This window comes from Pseudoalteromonas sp. S3776, assembly GCF_005886915.1.
Classification (GTDB): domain Bacteria; phylum Pseudomonadota; class Gammaproteobacteria; order Enterobacterales; family Alteromonadaceae; genus Pseudoalteromonas.
Map to the genome: position 1 here is coordinate 92,363 of NZ_PNCU01000001.1, position 20,034 is coordinate 112,396.

The 20,034-nt window shown below is 39.4% G+C and carries 17 protein-coding genes; 12 read left to right on the forward strand and 5 right to left on the reverse strand.

Annotation, left to right across the window (positions count from 1 at the left end; all coding sequences use genetic code 11):
- The first annotated feature begins 60 nt into the window (after positions 1-60).
- Both CWC16_RS00420 and asd read left to right on the forward strand, forming a co-directional pair.
- Entirely contained in the window at positions 61-408 is a 348-nt protein-coding gene (locus CWC16_RS00420) for a hypothetical protein (protein ID WP_138540043.1), read from the forward strand.
- Positions 409-1,144: 736 nt separating this feature from the next.
- Positions 1,145-2,284, forward strand: coding sequence for an aspartate-semialdehyde dehydrogenase (asd, locus tag CWC16_RS00430; protein WP_138540044.1), 1,140 nt, complete (start codon positions 1,145-1,147; stop codon positions 2,282-2,284).
- 56 nt (positions 2,285-2,340) lie between these two features.
- On the opposite strand, the gene CWC16_RS00435 is transcribed toward asd, so the two are convergent.
- Positions 2,341-3,501, reverse strand: coding sequence for a GGDEF domain-containing protein (locus CWC16_RS00435; protein WP_138540045.1), 1,161 nt, complete (start codon positions 3,499-3,501; stop codon positions 2,341-2,343).
- A 436-nt stretch (positions 3,502-3,937) separates the two neighbouring features.
- Between CWC16_RS00435 and CWC16_RS00440 the strand changes: the two genes are divergently transcribed.
- Positions 3,938-5,053, forward strand: coding sequence for a DUF748 domain-containing protein (locus CWC16_RS00440; protein ID WP_138540046.1), 1,116 nt, complete (start codon positions 3,938-3,940; stop codon positions 5,051-5,053).
- Positions 5,054-5,259: 206 nt separating this feature from the next.
- On the opposite strand, the gene CWC16_RS00445 is transcribed toward CWC16_RS00440, so the two are convergent.
- Positions 5,260-6,087, reverse strand: a complete 828-nt coding sequence (locus CWC16_RS00445) for an ion transporter (protein ID WP_138540047.1) — start codon at positions 6,085-6,087, stop codon at positions 5,260-5,262.
- A gap of 100 nt (positions 6,088-6,187) precedes the next feature.
- On the opposite strand from CWC16_RS00445, the gene CWC16_RS00450 reads away from it, so the two are divergent.
- The 6 genes from CWC16_RS00450 (at position 6,188) to CWC16_RS00475 (ending at position 14,550) form a co-directional block, all read left to right on the forward strand.
- Positions 6,188-6,400, forward strand: coding sequence for a hypothetical protein (locus tag CWC16_RS00450; RefSeq protein WP_138540048.1), 213 nt, complete (start codon positions 6,188-6,190; stop codon positions 6,398-6,400).
- Between the two features lie 3 nt (positions 6,401-6,403).
- Positions 6,404-6,685 (forward strand): hypothetical protein, encoded by a 282-nt coding sequence (locus CWC16_RS00455; protein WP_055019016.1) that lies wholly within the window; start codon positions 6,404-6,406, stop codon positions 6,683-6,685.
- Positions 6,686-6,744: 59 nt separating this feature from the next.
- Positions 6,745-6,939: a YwbE family protein gene (locus tag CWC16_RS00460; RefSeq protein WP_138540049.1), complete on the forward strand. Its 195-nt coding sequence runs from the start codon at positions 6,745-6,747 to the stop codon at positions 6,937-6,939.
- Positions 6,936-7,451 carry a DUF4240 domain-containing protein gene (locus tag CWC16_RS00465; RefSeq protein WP_138540050.1) on the forward strand — a complete coding sequence of 172 codons (516 nt, stop codon included), beginning with the start codon at positions 6,936-6,938 and terminating at the stop codon, positions 7,449-7,451. The genes CWC16_RS00460 and CWC16_RS00465 overlap by 4 nt, the downstream gene beginning before the upstream one ends.
- Before the next feature lie 189 nt (positions 7,452-7,640).
- On the forward strand, positions 7,641-13,937 hold the full coding sequence (locus tag CWC16_RS00470; protein WP_138540051.1) for a M4 family metallopeptidase: 6,297 nt from the start codon (positions 7,641-7,643) through the stop codon (positions 13,935-13,937).
- A gap of 145 nt (positions 13,938-14,082) precedes the next feature.
- On the forward strand, positions 14,083-14,550 hold the full coding sequence (locus tag CWC16_RS00475) for a hypothetical protein (RefSeq protein WP_138540052.1): 468 nt from the start codon (positions 14,083-14,085) through the stop codon (positions 14,548-14,550).
- Between the two features lies 1 nt (position 14,551).
- On the opposite strand, the gene CWC16_RS00480 is transcribed toward CWC16_RS00475, so the two are convergent.
- From CWC16_RS00480 to CWC16_RS00490, 3 genes are all read right to left on the reverse strand, one after another.
- Complete coding sequence (locus tag CWC16_RS00480; protein ID WP_138540053.1) at positions 14,552-15,811, reverse strand: Y-family DNA polymerase; 1,260 nt, start codon at positions 15,809-15,811, stop codon at positions 14,552-14,554.
- Positions 15,799-16,212, reverse strand: a complete 414-nt coding sequence (locus CWC16_RS00485) for a LexA family protein (protein WP_055017071.1) — start codon at positions 16,210-16,212, stop codon at positions 15,799-15,801. Before CWC16_RS00485 ends, CWC16_RS00480 begins: the two co-directional genes overlap by 13 nt.
- A gap of 81 nt (positions 16,213-16,293) precedes the next feature.
- Positions 16,294-16,713: a MarR family winged helix-turn-helix transcriptional regulator gene (locus tag CWC16_RS00490; protein WP_138540054.1), complete on the reverse strand. Its 420-nt coding sequence runs from the start codon at positions 16,711-16,713 to the stop codon at positions 16,294-16,296.
- Positions 16,714-16,836: 123 nt separating this feature from the next.
- Here CWC16_RS00490 and CWC16_RS00495 point away from each other — a divergent pair, with 123 nt between their 5' ends.
- From CWC16_RS00495 to CWC16_RS00505, 3 genes are all read left to right on the forward strand, one after another.
- Positions 16,837-17,580, forward strand: coding sequence for a siderophore-interacting protein (locus tag CWC16_RS00495; protein WP_138540055.1), 744 nt, complete (start codon positions 16,837-16,839; stop codon positions 17,578-17,580).
- A 142-nt stretch (positions 17,581-17,722) separates the two neighbouring features.
- Positions 17,723-18,712 carry an LLM class flavin-dependent oxidoreductase gene (locus CWC16_RS00500; protein ID WP_138540056.1) on the forward strand — a complete coding sequence of 330 codons (990 nt, stop codon included), beginning with the start codon at positions 17,723-17,725 and terminating at the stop codon, positions 18,710-18,712.
- A 281-nt stretch (positions 18,713-18,993) separates the two neighbouring features.
- Positions 18,994-19,989 carry a patatin-like phospholipase family protein gene (locus CWC16_RS00505; RefSeq protein ID WP_138540057.1) on the forward strand — a complete coding sequence of 332 codons (996 nt, stop codon included), beginning with the start codon at positions 18,994-18,996 and terminating at the stop codon, positions 19,987-19,989.
- Positions 19,990-20,034: the final 45 nt, after the last annotated feature.

The window sequence follows — 20,034 nt, forward strand, 5'->3', positions numbered from 1 at the left end:
TTTATATTTAACGGGCTGTAATTAAGTTTTTATAATTTTATTTTAAAAGGAATAATATCCATGAATTTACTAAGAAAGGTTATTAGCTCAGTTGTTATAGTTGGTTCTTTTGGTTTTGCGAATGATGCTCTAGCTGCAAGATCATGTTCTGTTATTGTCGATGATATCCAGCTAAATCATTCTCAGGTAATTGTAAAAACAACTAATAGTATTACTCACATGGCTAATGACAAGTTAACTTTAGCTTACCAAGACACTCAATTTGGCCAGATCTTAGAAAAGCTTGCTGAAGCAAAAAGTTTAGAAACGCCTTTAAAAATTTATATACTTGAGGAGTTTAATGGTGATGATGCGCGCAGTTGTAGTGATAGCATTACTGACTATATAGGATCAGTTCATCGCATCTAATGGTCTAAATTTTTTGTAGCCCCATAATTAGTAAAGGGCTACAATTTAATATACTACTGACACTTTATAGTTGCATAAAGTTGATAGCATTGGTTTTTACTACCGGTGCTTTTCACTGTCCATAATTGGTTATACCAATCAAAGTTACCATAAGCGCTTTCATCTTCCCCACAAGTAATTGTACTTCCAGAGATTTCTTGGTTATGGCCACGTTCTTCACAAAATTGATTTCCATTTGTAGATCCTACGAAAAATGGCTTTAAGTTACCATTTATCCACACTTTTGGGCTGTAATAGGTTGTGGCAGTATTAACTAAGACGCCTTGTCGTTCTTCTATACCAAGTTCAGCACGTGTAAAGGTTACTTGTCCATCTTTATTTAGCGTAATTCGTTTGCTGAAATCGTTGAGTTTGCAAATACATTAATCGATGTTGAACTCAAAGCAAGTAGAGCGAAAGTTAGTGTTTTCATCATTTTTCCTTTGGTTAATATAAAATTTAATAAATGTCTGTATTTAATGTTCCTACTAAGCTTGGTCGGTTTAGGTTTCAACAGGGTGACGCTTTTATTAATGTTTAATTTATCTACCTTTTGTCACATGCCCTTACAGTATGAAAAATATTTAAGTTTCGATTTATTCACTAGTTTTAGGGTGCTTAGGGTGTTATTTTGGCGTTAATAAAAATTAATTCTCACGCAATGAATTTTAATTTTTAATGTATTAAGGCATCTTTTATGAACCAAACAGTGGAACAAACAATGAAAAAAGTAGGATTAGTCGGTTGGCGTGGCATGGTAGGCTCTGTGTTATTAGAACGTATGCAACAGCAAAGTGATTTTGCACATATCGACACCACCTTTTTCACCACCTCACAAGCTGGGCAACTCGGCCCTGATATTGCGGGCGACGCAAAACCGTTATTAGATGCAAGTGATGTAAATGAACTTGCTAAAATGGATATTATTGTTACCTGTCAAGGTGGTGATTATACCAAAGCGGTTTACCCTAAATTACGCGAATCGGGTTGGGATGGTTACTGGATTGATGCGGCATCTGCACTGCGCATGGTTGATGACAGCATTATTGTACTTGACCCTGTAAATAAAGATGTCATTGAACAAGGTTTAGCGCAAGGCGTAAAAACTTTTGTAGGTGGTAACTGTACCGTATCGTTAATGCTACTTGCTTTAGGTGGTTTGTTTGAGCAAGACCTAATTGAGTGGGTAAGCCCAATGACTTACCAAGCGGCCTCTGGTGCCGGCGCTCGTAATATGAAAGAACTTATTGCACAAATGGGCGCTATTCATTCAAGCGTTGCCGAGCAACTAGATAACCCAAGTTCAGCTATTTTAGAAATTGATAAAATAGTGAGCGAAAAAATGGCTTCAAGCGATTTACCACAAGACCAATTTGGCGTACCGCTAGCCGGTAGCTTAATTCCTTGGATTGACGTGCCAATGCCAAGTGGCCAGTCTAAAGAAGAGTGGAAAGCCCAGGTTGAAGCGAACAAAATTTTAGGCTCTTCTAAACAGCCAGTGCCCATTGATGGTTTATGTGTACGTATTGGTGCAATGCGTTGTCATAGCCAAGCGATGACCATTAAATTACGTGAAGATATTAGCGTAGAAAAAATTGAAAAAATTTTAGCGTCGCATAACGAGTGGGTTAAAGTGATTCCTAATGAGCGCGAAATTAGTGCTACCGACTTAACACCTGTTAAAGTAACAGGTACTTTAAGTATTCCTGTTGGCCGTATTCGTAAACTTGCTATGGGCCCTAAATACATCAGCGCATTTACTGTGGGCGATCAGCTGTTATGGGGTGCTGCAGAGCCACTTCGTCGTATGCTGCGCATTATTGTAGATGGTGAATAATTTCTGCATTTAAAAGTGTATATTAAAAAGGGGTTAGCCTATTGCTAACCCCTTTTTTAGTTAAGCGGCACTGCATACGCTACTTTATTTTTCCCCTCGTGTTTTGCTATATACAACGCTTTGTCTGCTAAATCTATTGCTTTATCAATTGGCGTGTTAACAGACTTAATGCTGATCACCCCAAAGCTTGCCGTAACATTTATGCATTGCTTTTCGTATTCAATAGGCTTACTCGCAAGAGTTTCTCGCAGTTTATCAGCAAACTGCTGTGCTGTTAGTTCTGAGTCTCTAGCTATGAGAACGACAAATTCTTCTCCGCCTAGTCGAGCAAAAATATCGTCTTTTTGTAAACACATTTTTATACGCTGAGTTGCTTGGACTAGCACTTCGTCTCCTGCGGCGTGTCCATAGTCATCATTTATATTTTTAAATGAGTCTATATCCCAATATATAAGGGATACATGCTGTTTACAGCCAAGCTGAGATTCAATTTTTTGTTGGCCAATGTCGTAAAAGCCACGTCTGTTAATACACTGTGTGAGTAGATCAGTCATGGCCAGTTTTTGCATTTCTTGGGCTAAATCAGAAGCCATTATAAAAATAATAAACACCGCCATACCAACATGCGCAGTCGGGACTGTGATAAAATTAATGAGTGTGTATAAATCTAAATAAGCTTGGTTTACTTGGCTGCCTTGCATAAGTGCAATCGTCGCAGCAATAAATAAACACACTCCACACACTGTGTAAGTAATGGCAGCTCCAATTTCGGCAGGTAGCGATTTAGCTTTATGTTTTATGATGATGATGGCATTGAGTAGTAGCAGTAAAATATCGTAATAAATATACAACGACATGGATAAACCAATATGAACATTTACGGCTTTATAATAATAAACTAAGGCTAAGGTAATTACAGCTATTGCTAATAAATACCTTAAATTAATAGGACTTCGAGCTCGAATAGCGTGTCCCCAAGTTCCCAAAATTACAGACCCCATAGATAAACTGACCCCTGTCATCCAATAGAGGGTGTCTGAGTCGAAGTGAGGCCGCAATAAAATAGTCCCCCATTGGCACGCAGAAAGTATAAACGCGCCTGCCCAAAATAAAGCATACGACTTTTTGCCTAGTGTAAACCACGCCATTAAAAATATAACAGACCAAATAATGCTGGTTAGCAAAAGAGTAATTAAAATAAAAAATATTGGGCTCATAGAGTCTATGTTCGTGAGTAAGTTATCTTTTACTGTAGTTGAGCTTATAAGTTTATTCGAGTGGGTTAGGTGTTTTTAGCCGTCGCTTTTGTAAATGTTTATGTATTGAGTGAATTTAGCTAATACTTATGTATTGTGCCTCGTGGTATGCCTTTTGCTCGCAGTATTTTGATATACCTTTATTCGTTCGGTTTCAGCTTTTTTGTGAGTATTTAATTCACTTTTGTAGGTATTTTTTACTTAAACCGAGTTATTTATACCAATTGCTTTAATCAACTTATCTCTTTGAGAGTGAGCACATGTTGTCGGCGATGCAAAAACGCGTTATTTAATTTTTCCTAATTAAAATTTTAACGCTTGTAGCAACATCTATCGCTCAGCAAAATGATTGAGGTCTTTATAGCGATTGGTATGGGCCTTCACATAAGGAAAGATAATGGCTTCTACTTTTAAAAATTCACGCGCAAAATGGTTTTATGCCTTAGTGGTTACAGCCTTGCTGTTAATTTTACTCAGAGCAATAGCCCCTTATGCCGTGCAATATTATGTAAATCAGCAGCTTGAACAAACTCAAGGCATAACAGGGCATGTTGGTGATGTAGATTTATATTTATACAGAGGCGCTTACGCTGTTGACGATGTAGAAATTTACGCGGTAGATGCCACGCAGGTTCCTAAGCCGCTACTCTCTATAGATACGCTCGATTTTTCGCTCGCGTGGTCTGCTTTATTGAACGGTAATTTTGTCACCAACATGGCTTTTATCCGCCCAGAGATTGTTATTTACGATAAGGACCCCGCTACTGCAGAACAAAACCAACAAGTTAAAGACGAGACAACGTGGGTAGGCCTTGCCAATGATCTGGTACCGTTTTCAATCGATATGCTTCGTATAGAGAAAGGTAAAGTAACTCTAGTTAATGCCACCAGCGAAGGAGAGCAGCCAACCTATATATCAAATATAAACGCTAATATTAACAACATTACCAATGCACAAAACCTCTCTAAAACCTTAGTTACGAGTTTAAAAGTAGAGGGGCAACTAGTGGGTGAAGCTAAGTTGTCTTTAAATGGTAAATTAGACCCCTTTAGCGATAAAGCTAACTTTGATTTTAATGTTGAAGTGCAGCGTTTTTCGGTTAAAAACCTTGAGACTGTTTTTAAAGTGTATACCCCATTTGATATTGAAGCCGGCGGCATTGATGGCGCCATGGAATTGGCCGCTAACAATAATAACTTAAATGGATATGTAAAAGCCGGTGTTCATGACTTAAGTGTTTTTTCGTGGCGTGAAGATATAGAAAAAGATGATGACGGCCTATTTACCGTTATTTTTGAAGGCAGTATTGATTTACTCGGTGCGCTTTTAGAAAACGACGAGTCAGAGCTGGTGGCTGCTCGGGTGCCCATAGATGGACAGCTAGACAACGCTGATGTATCTACTTTTGAAGCCGTGATCTCGGTATTAAAAAACGCGTTTTTTGAAGCATTTAAAATGAAGGTTGATAATGTGATTTCATTTGAAAGCACACAAGAGCAACAAGACGAGTAACACAAATTCACTTAAATAAGCTCTTTATTTTAAGGGGGAAAACGTTTAGGTAGCAGGTAAAAAAATTCGTTATTAGTTGTTCTAATTGAGTGAGTTTTAACTCAGGTTGCGACACGTTTAACCCCGCAAAATGAGTTAGTATTATTGCAAATTGGTATTCCATACAGCCCTTTGTATTAATTCAATACAAAGGGCTTTTTGAGCTTTTAGCTAGGTGTATTTTTATTTTCTGATGTTTTACTTAATAAGGTTTTTAGTTCAGCTATTTGCGCTTGTAGCTCTAGCACTTGTCCCTGCGTTGCAGGCAGTGAGTTGTTATCTGCTTTTAGCTCACGGGCACTACGATGTTCTTCGCTCATTACTTCTAAAATAGCACCTACCATCATGTTTAAAAATACAAACGCAGTTAAAAAGATAAACGTGAGGTAGTAAATCCAGCTCAGCTCGTACACCGCCATAGTTTCGTACATAATGTCGGTCCAATCTTCAAAGGTGGCTATTCTAAATAGCGTAAGCATTGAAATGGATACATCTTGCCAAAGCACTGGGTTAATATCAGCAAACATCATACTGCCCATGGCTGCGTAAATATAAAAAATAACAAACATTAGCAGCGCTATATAGCCCATTTGCGGAATGGCTTTTAGCAAGGAATTAACTAATAAACGCAGCTCAGGGATCATAGATACTAAACGCAGTACCCTAAATATACGTAGCAATCGGGCAAGTAACATGGTTGATCCTGCAGCAGGGTAGAGGCTACCAAGTACAATAATGGTATCGAATATATTCCAGCCCTTTGAAAAGAAGTCTTTTATACCTTTACTTGCAATAAAGCGAATAATTAACTCAATTAAAAAGAAGGTAGTGATCCCAACATCCATCCAATTAAGGGCAAATTCTACAGTCGGGTGAAGTGAGTAAGTGTGAGCACCTACAGTAAGAGCAGAAACAACAATAACAGCGATAACAAATGATTGAAATATCTTGCTTTTGTCTATACGCTGAAACAACTTTTGTAACTGCGACATCATAACTATGAATCCTATGCAAAGTAAGGTTTTATGGCGCTAATATACAATAATATTGTTGTGATTTAACCCATTTTTATCACTAAAAATGTAAGGAAATTTAATGATAATCAGTCAAATAACTAAAAGTGCATTGCTGCTTGTGGGATTATCGGTACTTGTAGGGTGTAGCTCTGATGCCCGCTTTCACGAAATACAATCGGCACGGCTTGATGAATGTAATTATAAAGCCGATAAAGAGTATTATGAGTGCCTTGAACAACAAGATAAAAATTTCGAAGAATATAAAAAACAGCAAAACGAACAAACACAATAATCTATGACTAAAACACAAAAATTGCGCGACAAACAAATACGTCAAGCTCTCACTCACGCCTGTGAGCAAATAAAAGCGACTCATTATGGTTTTGCCTATTTAACTCACACCATTGATTTAAAAAATGAAGCAAAGTCACTAAAAATAAGCTGCTATTTTGAAGATGATATAGCCTATCACGACGCCGAGGCGCATTTTTCTCAGCTAGTCGATATTATTAACGCTGAACTTAGCAAAATTAGCTTACCAGTAGCGGCTAAGCAAATAGCGTTTTTAGTTGATTAACATTGGTTTGCCTAGCTATGGACGGTATAATTACCAAAATTATTTTTAGGATGTAAAGCATGGCTGTTCCATCGCGTTCGCAAATCACACCAGGTACAACCGTAAATATTGTATTAAAAGAAGATCAACGCAGCGGCACATTAACACAAGGTGTAGTCGAGCGTTTATTGACTAAATCACCTAATCACCCGCATGGTATTAAAGTACGCCTAGAAGACGGTCAAGTTGGTCGAGTGAAAGAGATTTTAGAATGACAACGTTAACTGAGCAGGAATTTTGGGACTTAGTAACTACCCCCGACCTTGGGCTTGACCCACAAAGTGTAAGTGAAAACTTAAAAGCTAAATTAAGTGAGCTAACTGATGAGCAGCTTATTGCTTTTGATAAGTTTTTTGGTATTCACATGCGCAAATGTTTTACCTGGGATTTATTTGGCGCTGCATTTGTTATGGCCGGTTGTAACGATGAATACGGCTTTAGCGAATTTAGGTGTTGGCTTATCTCTCGCGGACAAACAGTATTTAACAATGCTCTAGATAACGCCGACTCACTTGCACAGTGCACCCCAGTGTATTATTTAAATGAGCAACCTTACCCTTATATTGATGAGTATGATTTAATTGCGGGTTTACTCTATGAAGAGCGTAACGATGACGAATTACCTTTTGTACCCTCAGGGGAGCAACCTACAGGTAAGCGCTTTAAAGACAAACCCAAGTTTTTAAAACAAAGCTATCCGCAATTATTTGCAAAATACTGGCAGTAATACTCAACGCTACTAACATTCAAGATGGTTACATTTAGTGTCATCATCTTGAATTTTCCTTTCACAGTTGTTCACAATCGTACCTATTTATACATTTTTTAAATGACTCTATGTTAATTGTTATGTTACATTAGTGTGTTTTAAAATGAACAAACACTGAATAATAACAATATACGACATAGGAATGTTATGTATAAAACACTCTCATCAGGATTGATAGCGTTTTGCTTTTTAAATTCGCTAAGTGCACACGCGGCGGTTTCGCAACGAGTAAACAAATCATCTTTATCAGAAGTTAACTTACTTTTAAATCAAAGCGTAGGTTTAACTAATAGCTTTTCTAACCACGCTTACTTTATTGAGTTAGATACTCCTCAAGCCTTCAATTTAAAACAAACTCGGTCATCAGCTAAAAAGATGCAGCAGTTTTTTGCAGGCGTGCCAATTTGGGGGCAGCAAATACGAGTACAACCTAGCAATCACCACATAAGTGGTTTTTTTGCGAAAAATATTGATGCTGTATCTTTAAATAAAACGGCTAATAGTCAATTTGATGAAACTACTGGGGTTAAATCTATTTTAACAAAAGCCAAGCTTGATGAATCGACGGCTTATCAAATAGCTAACAACCAACGGTATGTTTATATTGATAGCGGAGTGGCACATTTTGTTCGCTTAATTGAATTAAACGTGTTTGAAAATGGCATTGAAAAAAAGCCTACAGCTTTAGTAAGCGAATCTGATTACAGTGTATTTAAACAGTGGGATAATATTAAAAATGCCCACGGTACAGGCCCTGGAGGAAATGAAAAAACAGGGCAATATGAATACGGCACTGATGTTGAAGCACTGGATATTACGCAACGTGGTGAGCTGTGTTTCTTAGAAAATGATAAAGTTAAAACTGTCACCATGGAGTCTGGCTTTGAGCCAAGTGAAGCATACTCGTTTGCCTGTGATAGGAATACTCACAAAGAAGTTAATGGCGCTTACTCCCCATTAAATGATGCTCACGCCTTCGGTACTGCGGTATTTGATATGTATCAACAATGGTACAACACAGCCCCGCTTACTTTTCAATTGTTAATGCGTGTTCACAGTGGTAACAACTGGGAAAATGCAACATGGAATGGTCAGGCTATGACCTTTGGCGATGGCGCTGATAGGTTTTACCCGTTAGTTTCACTTGATATCGTCTCTCATGAGGTAAGCCATGGTTTTACTAGTCAAAACTCTAATTTAATTTATGCAGAACAATCGGGGGGGATAAACGAATCTTTCTCTGATATGGCAGGTGAAACAGCAGAATATTTTTTGCGCTCAGAGACTGATTGGTTATCTGGTGCTGATATTTCAAAAACAAGCCCGGCACTACGTTATTTTGAAACGCCATCTCTAGATGGCGTTTCGATTGATCACGCAAGTGATTACTACTCAGGTATGGATGTTCACTTTAGCAGTGGTGTGTTTAATCGTGCTTTTTTCCTTCTTTCGAATACTCAGGGGTGGGACCCTAAAAAAGCGTTCGAAATAATGCTTTTTGCAAATCAAAATTATTGGGTTAATTCTAGTGATTTTATTGATGGTGCCTGTGGCGCTATAAACTCTGCCATTGATTTAAGATATGAAGCTAACGATGTTATTGCAGCATTTAATGAAGTAGGTGTTACTTGCGATAATATTCAGTTTATAGATGCCGATGCAGACTTAATGGATGATAACTGGGAGTTATTTTACGGGTTAGATCCAAGTACTGCTGATGACGCTGGACTTGATTTAGACCAAGATGGTTTAACAAACCTAGAAGAATACTTAGCCAATACTTTCCCAAATGCAATGGATACCGACTCAGATAATCTATCAGATTATGATGAAGTTAATGTATACCTTACTAAACCTAACAATGCAGACTCTGATTTTGACCGCATGCCTGATGGCTGGGAAGTTTCGTTTTCACTTAACCCGCTAAATGCAGATGATGCCCAGCTTGATTTAGACTCAGACACATGGAGTAATGTAATTGAGTTTTTTGGCAACAGCGACCCTTCAGATGCGAGCTCTGAGCCAACCTTTTTTCCAGAAACAACCTTCAATTTTGATGATGCTCAAGTACCCAGTTTGTTTATTTCGTCGAACGTGCAGACACCTTGGTTAACAACTGAGTTTGATGGCCGCTTAGGCTTTGTGCTGACTAATAACGACATTACAGACAACCAATCTACCAGTGTTGAGTTTAGCTTTTTAAGTGGCGAGCAACGCTATGTAAACTTTAGCTATGCATTAGACACAGAAGGTGGCTATGACTACTTTAGTGTTCACATAAATGGTTCAATTGTTTTAGATGAGTCAGGAATAAGCGAGTGGAAGGACGCGTCTTTCCAAGTTCCTGCTGGACTAAATACTGTTAAATTTACCTATTCTAAAGATGTATCCGTTTCTACTCCTGCAGATGCTGTATATATAGATAATGTATACATAGGGCCTAACTTTCCTGATGCAGATAATGACGGTATGTCTGATTCTTGGGAATTACTGCATGGTCTTGATATAAATAACAGTGAAGATGCATCATTAGATGCTGATGCGGACGGCTTATCTAATCTATTAGAATTTCTAAATGCGGGTTTACCAAATAACCCTGATACAGATGGCGATACTATTCCTGATGGTTGGGAGTACAATAATAGTTTAGATCTAACCAGTTCGTCAGATGCAGCAGAAGATGCAGATAATGATGGGTTTTCAAATTTAACTGAGTATTTAGCAAATACTGACCCACAGTCAGATACTTCTTTCCCTGTTGCTTTAAATATTACTACGTCATTTGAAGGTTCTTCGCTACCTACTTGGATGGTTGAAGCTGAAGGCTCTAGTGCACCTTGGTTTATAACAAATGATTTTGCAACCGACGGACTACAAAGCATTCGCTCAGGCGTTATTAGTGATTCACAATATAGTAGCTTTACCATAACAGGTTTATTTGAAGAGAGTGTACTGGCATTCGATTACAAAATTGAGTCTGAATTTTGCTGTGACTTCTTAAGTATTATTGTTGATGGGCAAGAAGTTTTTGGGCGTAGTGACCTAAATAATTCCAGTAACTTAGAGGCAACGTCTGTTTTGCTTAATTTAAGTGAAGGGCTGCATAACATTGAATTTAAATACTTTAAAGATAGCTCCGTTTCAAATGGAGCAGATGCTGTATGGCTTGATAATTTTGCTTTATTTTCAGAAACTGATTTAACAGATACTGATAATGATCAATTGCCAGATTACTGGGAGTTAGTTCATGGGTTAAATCGTCTCGATGCAAGTGATGCTGCATCTGATGACGATACTGACGGTCTTTCAGCCTTAGAAGAATTTAACCTTGGAACTAATCCAACCTCAGGTGATACAGATAATGATGAGCTAAGTGATGGGTATGAGGTAAGTAATGACCTTTTACCTTTAGACGCTGCAGATGCTAATTTAGATTACGATGAAGATGGCTACACCAATATTCAGGAGTTTTACTCTCAGAGTCTAGCTAATGATGCTTCATCATTAGTGCAATCTTTCACGCAATTAAATGAAAGCTTTGAAGATGGACTTCTTCCTTCAATGTTTACCGCACTTGCTGTTAACTCTTGGGGTTGGCAAGCTAATACAAGTTGGTCAACTATGGGCGATGCAAGCCTTAGCTTAGCATTAACGCCTACTAGCAAGGTGGGTGGTTTTGCCATTGCGGGGTTATTTGAAGCCGGTTTTATTAATTTAGACTATTTGGTTTATAACTCTTCAGCGTTGCAAATAAGCTTAAATGGTAGTCCTATAGATGTAAATCGTGGTAGCCAGTCTCGTTTATTGTTACCGGTAGATGATGGTTATAACATTATTAAAGTTAAATATGAGGACGCATACCTTCAGCAGCAACCGTTATCAGTTGATAATATAACTTGGAGTGCTGAAATTGACATTACCAGCGACTATGATTTGGACGGTATTCCTGATTTTTGGGAATTTGAATATCGGCTAAATGCTTTAGAACCCTACGACGCTAATTATGACTACGACTATGATGGTTTGACTAATTTACAAGAGTATCAACTTTCGGGTAATCCGCTTAGCTCAGATTCAGATGGTGATGGTGTTCAAGACAGTGAAGATAGCCACCCAGATGATGCAAGCCGCGGTGAAAATAGTCCGCCTGAGTTTATATCGAGTCTTGAGCCTATTACAGTAGAGGCGACCTCTCAAAATACTAATATTACCCGTCTATATACTCCAGAGGCTAGAGATAACGGTCATTTAGAGCCTCAAGTATACACAAGCTCAGGGTCTTACTTGCCCCTAGGCGAGCACCAGATTACATGGATTGCACGAGATAATGTTGGTAACGAAACATCGGCTATACAAACAGTCACACTTGTTGATACAACTGCCCCGATTATCCAACCGTATACTTTTAGTGTTTATGGCAGCACGATCACGGCTATAAAAAATGCACTTTTAGATAATCGTGTTATTTACGATAGTGTTTCAGCTATAACGCTTCTGGAAATTGATGATAGCTTTGTATTTAGAACGGGCGATGTATCTATTCCTGTATCTGCTGTAGATGAAGCTGGAAATCATGTATCAGGCGACGTAAGGGCTATGATTTTCCCTGAAATTAGTATTCAGCCTACTACGTATGTGTATCAAAATGGTAATGTGCTTGTAGATGTTTTTATTAGCGGCGCTAACCCATATGGTTACTCTAGCTTTCATTTACAAGCTAATAATAGCACCCAGTATTTTACTACTAATCAGTATGGACCTATTAAGCTTGAGTTAGAGCGAGAATTTGTAGGCAGCGCAGCAAGTATTAGTGTCCTATCTAATGGTAATGCGTTTATAGACAAAAATGATAACAGCCAGCTAGTGTACTTAAGTGAAGCGGCACAGGCGCAGTTTATTACTGATTTTTATCAAAATGGTAAAGCAGTTAATAAAACTATTCAGCGTTCTATACCTGACTTTAATGCCACCATTAAGTTAGTAAATTTACCTAGTACAGGTAGTGATATATCCCTTGAGCTTATTGGCCCCGCAGGTGTTGATTCTTACATTTATAAAACAGCTGATTCACAGTGGGATGTTTCATTTAGTGCAAATCTTTCTGAGCAAACCAATAATATAGATTTAACTTTACGTGTAAAACAAGGTGATGAACTACTAGCAACTAAGCAAACTAGTTTACGTCTTGTTGATAGCGTTATATTTGATGACCCTGAACTAGATACTGATGGCGACGGTATACCTGATATTGAGGAAGGAGTAGGTGATAGCGATAAAGATGGTATTGCTGATTACCTAGATAGCTCATCGGTCACTAATACAGCTATCTTAGCTTCAGGTGATAGTGCTCACAGTATTGATGAGTTTAATCACTTAGCTGTAGGTAGCATCAAAGAGGCTTTAGCAGCGGGTTATATTGCTGATATGTCTATTTCTGAACAAGCGCTCAGCACTTATTTCTCAGATTTAGATATAATAGAACCTCACTTCCAAGCTAAAAGTGATGTAATTAACCTTCGTGTTACGTTATCTAATTCATCAAGCACCGCAGAAATTGCTCTACCTGAGTATGTAAATGCAATTTTAAGCTCAGACATGCAAGTAAGAGTACTAACCGCGGCTGGTTGGCAGTCGGCCACTGTATTATCGGGTAATGTATATGAGCAAGTGTGTTCACGTTGCTTTAGCTTTGCAATCGCAGATGGTAGCGCATTCGACCTTGATGGAGAGGTTAACGGCGCTATTGAAGTTGTGGCAAAACTAGCTCAAGAGAGTCTAAATCAGGCGCCTGTATTAAATGTAGATATACCAGCCACAATAGAAGAGCTTGCTACTATTGAGCTTGATGCTTCTGGCTCTACTGACCCTGATGGCGATACTTTATCTTACGAATGGCGTGTTGAACACCCTCAGTTATCCATTACAGCTGAGGATACTCAAGGTAAAGCGGTACTCACCGTGGGTGAGCTTGAGCAAACAGTTGATGCGGATATTACGTTAGTGATATCAGATGGCTATGAGCAATTTACGCAAGTATACACCGTTAGCTTTTTACATGTTAATCAGCTTCCAAGTGTAGAATTAAGTACATCTGCGGTGTCGGTTAAAGAAGGTCAGGAAGTTTCAGTGACAGCGTCTGCAACCGATAAAGAATCCTCAGAGCTTTCTTTTAAGTGGGTTCAAACAATGGGCGTAGAAGTGGCGCTTAACGATGTTGACTCCAGCACACTTAAGTTTACAGCGCCAAGTGTGTCGCAAACTACAGAGCTGGGCTTCAAGCTTATTGTATCTGATGGTGAAGGTGAGACTGAGCAAAGTTTAGCAGTGACCGTCACTAATGCTAGCACAAGTAGTGAAAAGGGCAGTGGCGGTGGTTCATTAGCCTTCATGTTGCTGCTTTTGGCATTTTCTGTTGTGTACACAAGAGCGCAGAGCTTTAAGTAACACTTACTAATCAATATATTTTTATAGTGATAAAAGCCCCTTGATGTATTCAAGGGGCTTTTTCTTTTATGAACCAAATGTATTTTAAGTAAGTATAGAGTTGAGTGTGTTATGCTATTTTTATTAGTAATGAGTTGGAATTTTAATGAGTTATCGTAAAATTTTATTATGTATGAGCTGTTTATTTCTAAGTAATGTACTTTTTGCTAAAACTGTTACGCCGAGTAATAAAAGCCGTTTTATACCGTTATTAAAAACAATGCTTGGCGATTACCAGGTGGTAACTGCTAACTCCCTCTTATGTGTGGATAGTCAGTTGAGTTTAATTAACCCCGTTTACCCTGATGCGGGTTTTAAATTAGGCGAGCATATTGCGTTTGAAAGCCTACACAACGGCACCCGTACAACTAAAAAGCCAAATTTTTGTTTTGTAACTAGCTCTTATAAGTACAAAAGTGATGGTGTTGATAACAGCTTAAAAATGAGCCGCTGTATTGACTCTAATAACGAAAAAACCATCAGACAAAGCATTAAGTTTACCAGTGTTACAACGCTCAAATATACGCAGAATTCCCCAGCAGTAGAGTGCACATTTACAAGACAAGTTGATTAATTTACTTGCAATGAATTTGCGGTATATCGTGCCAGCGCGTTGTGTATTGGGGCGATAAGTAATCTCTGTTCATATGCCAGCCTTGGTTTAATTTGCTGCTGGCTAGGGTGAGTATGCCTTTTCCGTAGCGGTTGTTTATTGTATCAAGACACTGCATTAATTTAGGGTTATCGGCACTTTGGCTAAATAAATCGTTTTGCTGGTACTGCACTGAGGTAAGCTCTAAAGCACCTACACCACATTTATAAAACCGTACACCTGGCTGGTAAATATGAGTAAATACTTCTGATACAGCATTGGCCATTACGCAGGTATCGTTAGTGGGGGTGGCAAATTTATATATAAACGACTTTTTACAATAGCGGTCTTCATGTTTGCCCGTGGCGGCAAATATATACAGTTGTTTTGCTAATGAGCGCTGCCCTCGTAGTTTACTGGCAACCGTAGTTACGTGGTTAATAAGGGCAGTTTTAAGAGCTGTTGGCTCACTGATCCGCTCACCAAAGCTGCGAGTAGAATATATTTCTCGCTTATCTTGGCGTACATCGTCCCATGTTAAACACGCTATACCATTTAGCTCACTTACGGTACGCTCTACCACCACACTAAACGCGCGGCGCATAGTTTTAGGGTTTTGCTGTGCCAGATCCCATGCTGTATGTATGTTCATTATATTAAGCTTTTTAGCTAGGCGCTTTCCTATGCCCCATACATCGGCACAGCTCATTCTTTGTAAAATTGCTTGGCGGCTTTGCTCGTTATTTATAACGGCCACCCCATCAAACCCGCTTAGCTTTTTAGCTGCATGGTTAGCGGCTTTAGCAAGCGTAGGTGTTGGGCCAAAACCAACACCCACAGGGAGTTTTGTTTCGCGCCAAACGGTACGCCTTATTGTATGCCCGTACTCATGCCAGTTTTGTATAAGGGGTGTGTAGCCATTAAAGTGTAAAAACGACTCATCAATACTGTATATATACTGTGTGTCGCAAAAGCGGCCAATTATGTTCATCATTTTGGCGCTTAAATCGGCGTACAGCTCATAGTTACTCGAACGTACAACCACCTTGTGTTGCTCAAGCAGGTGCTTAACTTTAAAATAAGGACCAAATTTAGGAATGTTTAAGTGCCGAGCAATAGGGCATACCGCACATACGCAGCCATCGTTATTAGTTAAAACCACCACAGGTTTAGAGCGAATAGCAGGGTCGAACACTTTTTCGGCACTGGCATAAAAGGCAACAGCATCGACTAAGGCGTACATTTTAATAACTCAGGGCTTGGGCGGTGCATTCTAATTGATAGTGTAACCACGCCCTCTAACTGAAACTCATCAGCTGGGGTTAGTTGTACCGGCTTATGTAAAGGCGATGCTGAAAGTAACCGCGCATTGGTTTTATCAAGTAACTTACACACAAATAAACCATTTAAGTTGGCAACAATAACATCGCCGTTATCGGCTTGCTCAGCACGGTCTACTACAAGCAAGTCGCCCTCAAAAATCCCCACTTCTTGCATGGAGTTACCCGATGCAATACCAATAAAGGTGGCGTCGGGGTGCTTTATTAATAGCTCATCAAGCGAAACACCAAGCTCGGCGTATTGCGCCGCGGGCGATTCAAACCCACACACACCGGCTTCTATATAAACGGGAATAACAAACATAACACAACCTAAAACGCATACACTGTATAAGTGTACAGTATATGCGTTTTGTGTAAGTTATGCCAAGAAATGAAAGACAGATCACGCCATGTTTTTGATCATTTGTTGCGCGGTATCTAAAAAGTTTTTGATTTGCTGCGGGTTTAAGTTTTTACACATTTGCTCATTTATTTGCTGCTCAGAGGCTAATAACTTATCAAACAGTGTGTTGCCTTGTTCAGTGAGCGATAAAATAAAGCATCGTTTGTCGTGCTCACTGGCTTGCTTATTAATAAGGTTTAAGGCAATGAGATCTTTAATTAACCGGGCAATTTGTGCTTTGTCGCGCTGTGTTTTAGTCACAATGTCGTTAGCGGTACAGTTAGATGTACTGGCAATAATGTGTATACAACGCACGTGCATAGCATTAATACCAAGGTCGCCTGCGTTAATAGCCTCGCGTATTGTTACGCGGTAATTTTGCATCAGCTCAAATAGGGTATTTGATAAAAGCGTGTTCATAAGCTCTCTAATGGTTGACAATATCAATTAGTTTGTTATAGTTGATTTTATCAACCAACGGGGCGTTGTGCAATGCTTGCTTTAAAAAGCAGTTAACTATTTTGTTAAACGAGGTGATTTTAAATGGGTAAACAAGTTCGCAAAGCTACGGTACTAAGTACTGAACAAATAACACCGCATTTACAGCGCATTGTTGTAGGCTCTGATGAGTTTTCGGATTTAACACAAGCGCATATTGGTTGTTATGTAAAAGTGCTTATCCCCCAAAATGGCAAAGTTGATTTTAATTTAAAAACCGCGTGTATGCGCTCTTACACAATAAGAGACATTGATGAGGCAAGCGGTGCAATAACGCTCGACTTTGTAATAAACATGCACCAAGGCCCGGCTACGCAATGGGCCGCAACTGCAAAAGTTGGTGACAACGTAGGCATAGCGGGCCCTGGTCCTAAAAAGCTTGATAATTACCAGCATCCGCATTATGTATTGTTAGGCGATTTAACCTCAGTTAATGCAATAAAGGGCTACATGCAACAGCTACCCGCCAGTGCAAAAATTGACGCCTTTGTGCATGCCCCTACAGCGCAAGACATAATTAATTTACACACGCAGCGCGATGTTACTTGGTTAATTACAAATACCCCCGAGGCCGATATGCTCAGCGCGCTTAACAATTTAACCAGCACAAGTGAGCCTCCTATCGTATTTATGGCATTAGAGGCAGGATTGGTACGTAAGGCCAAAACCTTTCTTACGCAGGAGTGTGATATACCGCGCTGTAATATAGTTTCTTCTGGTTATTGGAAAAAAGGCCTGAACTCAGAGAGTTATAAAAAAGAGCGCCAGCAAAGCCCTGAACTTGTATGAATACCTTAAAGCAAAGCAGGTAAACGCTATTTTTTTCTTTTATCTGTTAGCTAACTTGAATTGAATAAATAGCAGACCCATTTAAGTGTTTTATGCTGATGATGAAGCCCATTGTTAGCATGCATTTTAAGGAGCTGCTATTTTGTTATCTTCCATTCCCTTTTCGTTATTAGAGCTTGCCCCCATGATCAAAGGGGACAGTGTTTCTCATACGCTCAATAAAACTACTAAATACGCTCAGCGCGCCGACCAATTAGGGTTTAATCGCTTTTGGCTAGCTGAGCATCACAATATGCCCGGTATAATTTGTGCTGCTACTTCAATATTAGTAGGCCATATTGCAGGTAAAACTCAGCGTATACGTGTTGGCTCCGGCGGAATAATGCTGCCGAATCATTCGCCATTAGTTGTGGCTGAGCAATTTGGCACATTAGAGAGTTTATACCCTGGACGAATAGATTTAGGCCTTGGCCGCGCTCCAGGTAGTGATCCGGTAACCAGCCGTGCACTGAATAATGATATGAGCCGCGCTGAAAACTTCCCAGAGGAGGTAACAGAGCTGCAAACATTACTAGGCCCATATAACGGTACTCACCCTATACGTGCTATACCGGGGGAGGACACAAACGTACCACTTTGGTTATTAGGCTCGAGTTTATTTAGCGCGCAACTGGCCGCTAAAAAAGGGCTACCTTATGTATTTGCAGGGCACTTTGCGCCGCGTTTTGTACATGATGCCATCGCGCTATATAAACGAGAATTTAAAGCCTCAAATGTATTAGATAAACCCTATGTAATGCTTGCTTTACCGCTGGTGGCAGCAGAAACTGACGAAGAAGCGCAATACCTATCTACCACCTCAAAGCAACGGGTACTTGAACTAATACGTGGTAAAGAGCTGTGGTTAAAACCACCGGTAGAGAGTATGGAAGGTTTATGGAGTGAGCAAGAGCGCGCTCATGTCGAAAACTTTTTAAGCTTAAGCGTTGTTGGCGGGCATGTGAGTATAAAACATAAATTACAAATGATAGCCAAAGAGCTAGAAGTGGATGAGTTTATATTTACAAACGACGTATACGACAGCGAAAAACGCCACCGCGCCCTCGAAATTTTAATGGAAATAAAGCACTAATTTAAAAAGGAGGTGTTTAGTTAAGCAAGCGTACACACAGGCCTTGCTAGTATATAGACATCATTAAAAGTGAATACAAACTTATTAGCTTTAAGTGATGTCTGAACAAACACTTTCGATAATTAAACATATTTGGTTGCCAAGGATAAGGCCCATTTTGCATTATTTATCGTTCTTTTTTTTCAATTAAACTGATTTAAATAATCAATTTTAAGACATTGCTTTAGTTTTTTATAATGTAGTTATTAACCAAACATCATTAAATTAAAGGAAGGTACACCGTGAACGCTCTAACAACCGCATCGGCTAATTCAGTTACTCATACAGCGCAGCCAAAAGTTGCACTGATAGCTGAAGGCGGCGGACAACGAGGGATATTCACAGCCGGTGTACTTGATGCGTGGTTAGAGCAAAACTACGACCCTTTTGATTTATTTATTGGCACCTCTGCCGGCTCGCAAAATTTAACAAGTTATTTAGCACGCCAAAAAGGTTACGCTAAACGCTTAATTAGAGGGCTTTCGCGTAACAAACGCTTTTTTCAACTAGGGCGTGGTTTAATGGGCAAGCACATTGTTGATTTAGATTGGTACTTTGAAAAAACCACCGAAGTAAACAGAGCTCTTGACTTTAAAACAGCTAAAAACAGTTTAGGTGAGCGAGAGCTGCTCATAACCGCTACAAACACTCGTGACAGAAAAGCTTATTACCTATCGCCAACAGGTGAAGGTAGGCAATGGCGAGATTTACTAAAGGCATCGAGCGCACTCCCTTTTTTGTATAAACAGGGGGTTAAACTAACGCCTTGGTTAGATACAAAAGCCGCAAACGAAGCACATTTAACTCAAGAGCAATCGAGTGAAGATTTTTATGTAGATGGTGGCTTAGCGGCACCACTGCCTGTACGTGAAGCTTATAACCGTGGTGCACGAAAAATTGTAGTAATAAGAACCGTTGATGAGCATTTTCAAGCGCAAACTGCATGGGTTCAAAAGCTTAGAACATTTGCATGTGCATCAGGTTACTGCCCAAAAACACTCGATTACTTGGTTCAACACGAACAAGCATACCTAGACGAGCTGACGTTTATTGCTAATCCGCCTAGTGATGTAGAAATTATACAAATTTTTGCAGATGAAAAGCTGCACAGTAAATTATTAGGCAGCTCAAACGATGATTTACGCTTTGATCATAAGCTAGGTGTAAAAGCAGGCCGCGCTTATTTAAAAAGCCAAAACGCCCGTATAGTTGACTACGCACATAGCTACGCCATGTAGTTGAGTACCAACGCTTAAACTCTACTTAAGTTTAAGCGTGGGTAA

Excerpts from the sequence above, each read along its gene's own strand:
- CWC16_RS00420 (WP_138540043.1), top strand. The coding sequence starts at position 61 with ATGAATTTACTAAGAAAGGTTATTAGCTCAGTTGTTATAGTTGGTTCT.
- asd (WP_138540044.1), top strand. The coding sequence starts at position 1,145 with ATGAACCAAACAGTGGAACAAACAATGAAAAAAGTAGGATTAGTCGGT.
- CWC16_RS00435 (WP_138540045.1), bottom strand. The coding sequence starts at position 3,501 with ATGAGCCCAATATTTTTTATTTTAATTACTCTTTTGCTAACCAGCATT.
- CWC16_RS00440 (WP_138540046.1), top strand. The coding sequence starts at position 3,938 with ATGGCTTCTACTTTTAAAAATTCACGCGCAAAATGGTTTTATGCCTTA.
- CWC16_RS00445 (WP_138540047.1), bottom strand. The coding sequence starts at position 6,087 with ATGATGTCGCAGTTACAAAAGTTGTTTCAGCGTATAGACAAAAGCAAG.
- CWC16_RS00450 (WP_138540048.1), top strand. The coding sequence starts at position 6,188 with ATGATAATCAGTCAAATAACTAAAAGTGCATTGCTGCTTGTGGGATTA.
- CWC16_RS00455 (WP_055019016.1), top strand. The coding sequence starts at position 6,404 with ATGACTAAAACACAAAAATTGCGCGACAAACAAATACGTCAAGCTCTC.
- CWC16_RS00460 (WP_138540049.1), top strand. The coding sequence starts at position 6,745 with ATGGCTGTTCCATCGCGTTCGCAAATCACACCAGGTACAACCGTAAAT.
- CWC16_RS00465 (WP_138540050.1), top strand. The coding sequence starts at position 6,936 with ATGACAACGTTAACTGAGCAGGAATTTTGGGACTTAGTAACTACCCCC.
- CWC16_RS00470 (WP_138540051.1), top strand. The coding sequence starts at position 7,641 with ATGTATAAAACACTCTCATCAGGATTGATAGCGTTTTGCTTTTTAAAT.
- CWC16_RS00475 (WP_138540052.1), top strand. The coding sequence starts at position 14,083 with ATGAGTTATCGTAAAATTTTATTATGTATGAGCTGTTTATTTCTAAGT.
- CWC16_RS00480 (WP_138540053.1), bottom strand. The coding sequence starts at position 15,811 with ATGTACGCCTTAGTCGATGCTGTTGCCTTTTATGCCAGTGCCGAAAAA.
- CWC16_RS00485 (WP_055017071.1), bottom strand. The coding sequence starts at position 16,212 with ATGTTTGTTATTCCCGTTTATATAGAAGCCGGTGTGTGTGGGTTTGAA.
- CWC16_RS00490 (WP_138540054.1), bottom strand. The coding sequence starts at position 16,713 with ATGAACACGCTTTTATCAAATACCCTATTTGAGCTGATGCAAAATTAC.
- CWC16_RS00495 (WP_138540055.1), top strand. The coding sequence starts at position 16,837 with ATGGGTAAACAAGTTCGCAAAGCTACGGTACTAAGTACTGAACAAATA.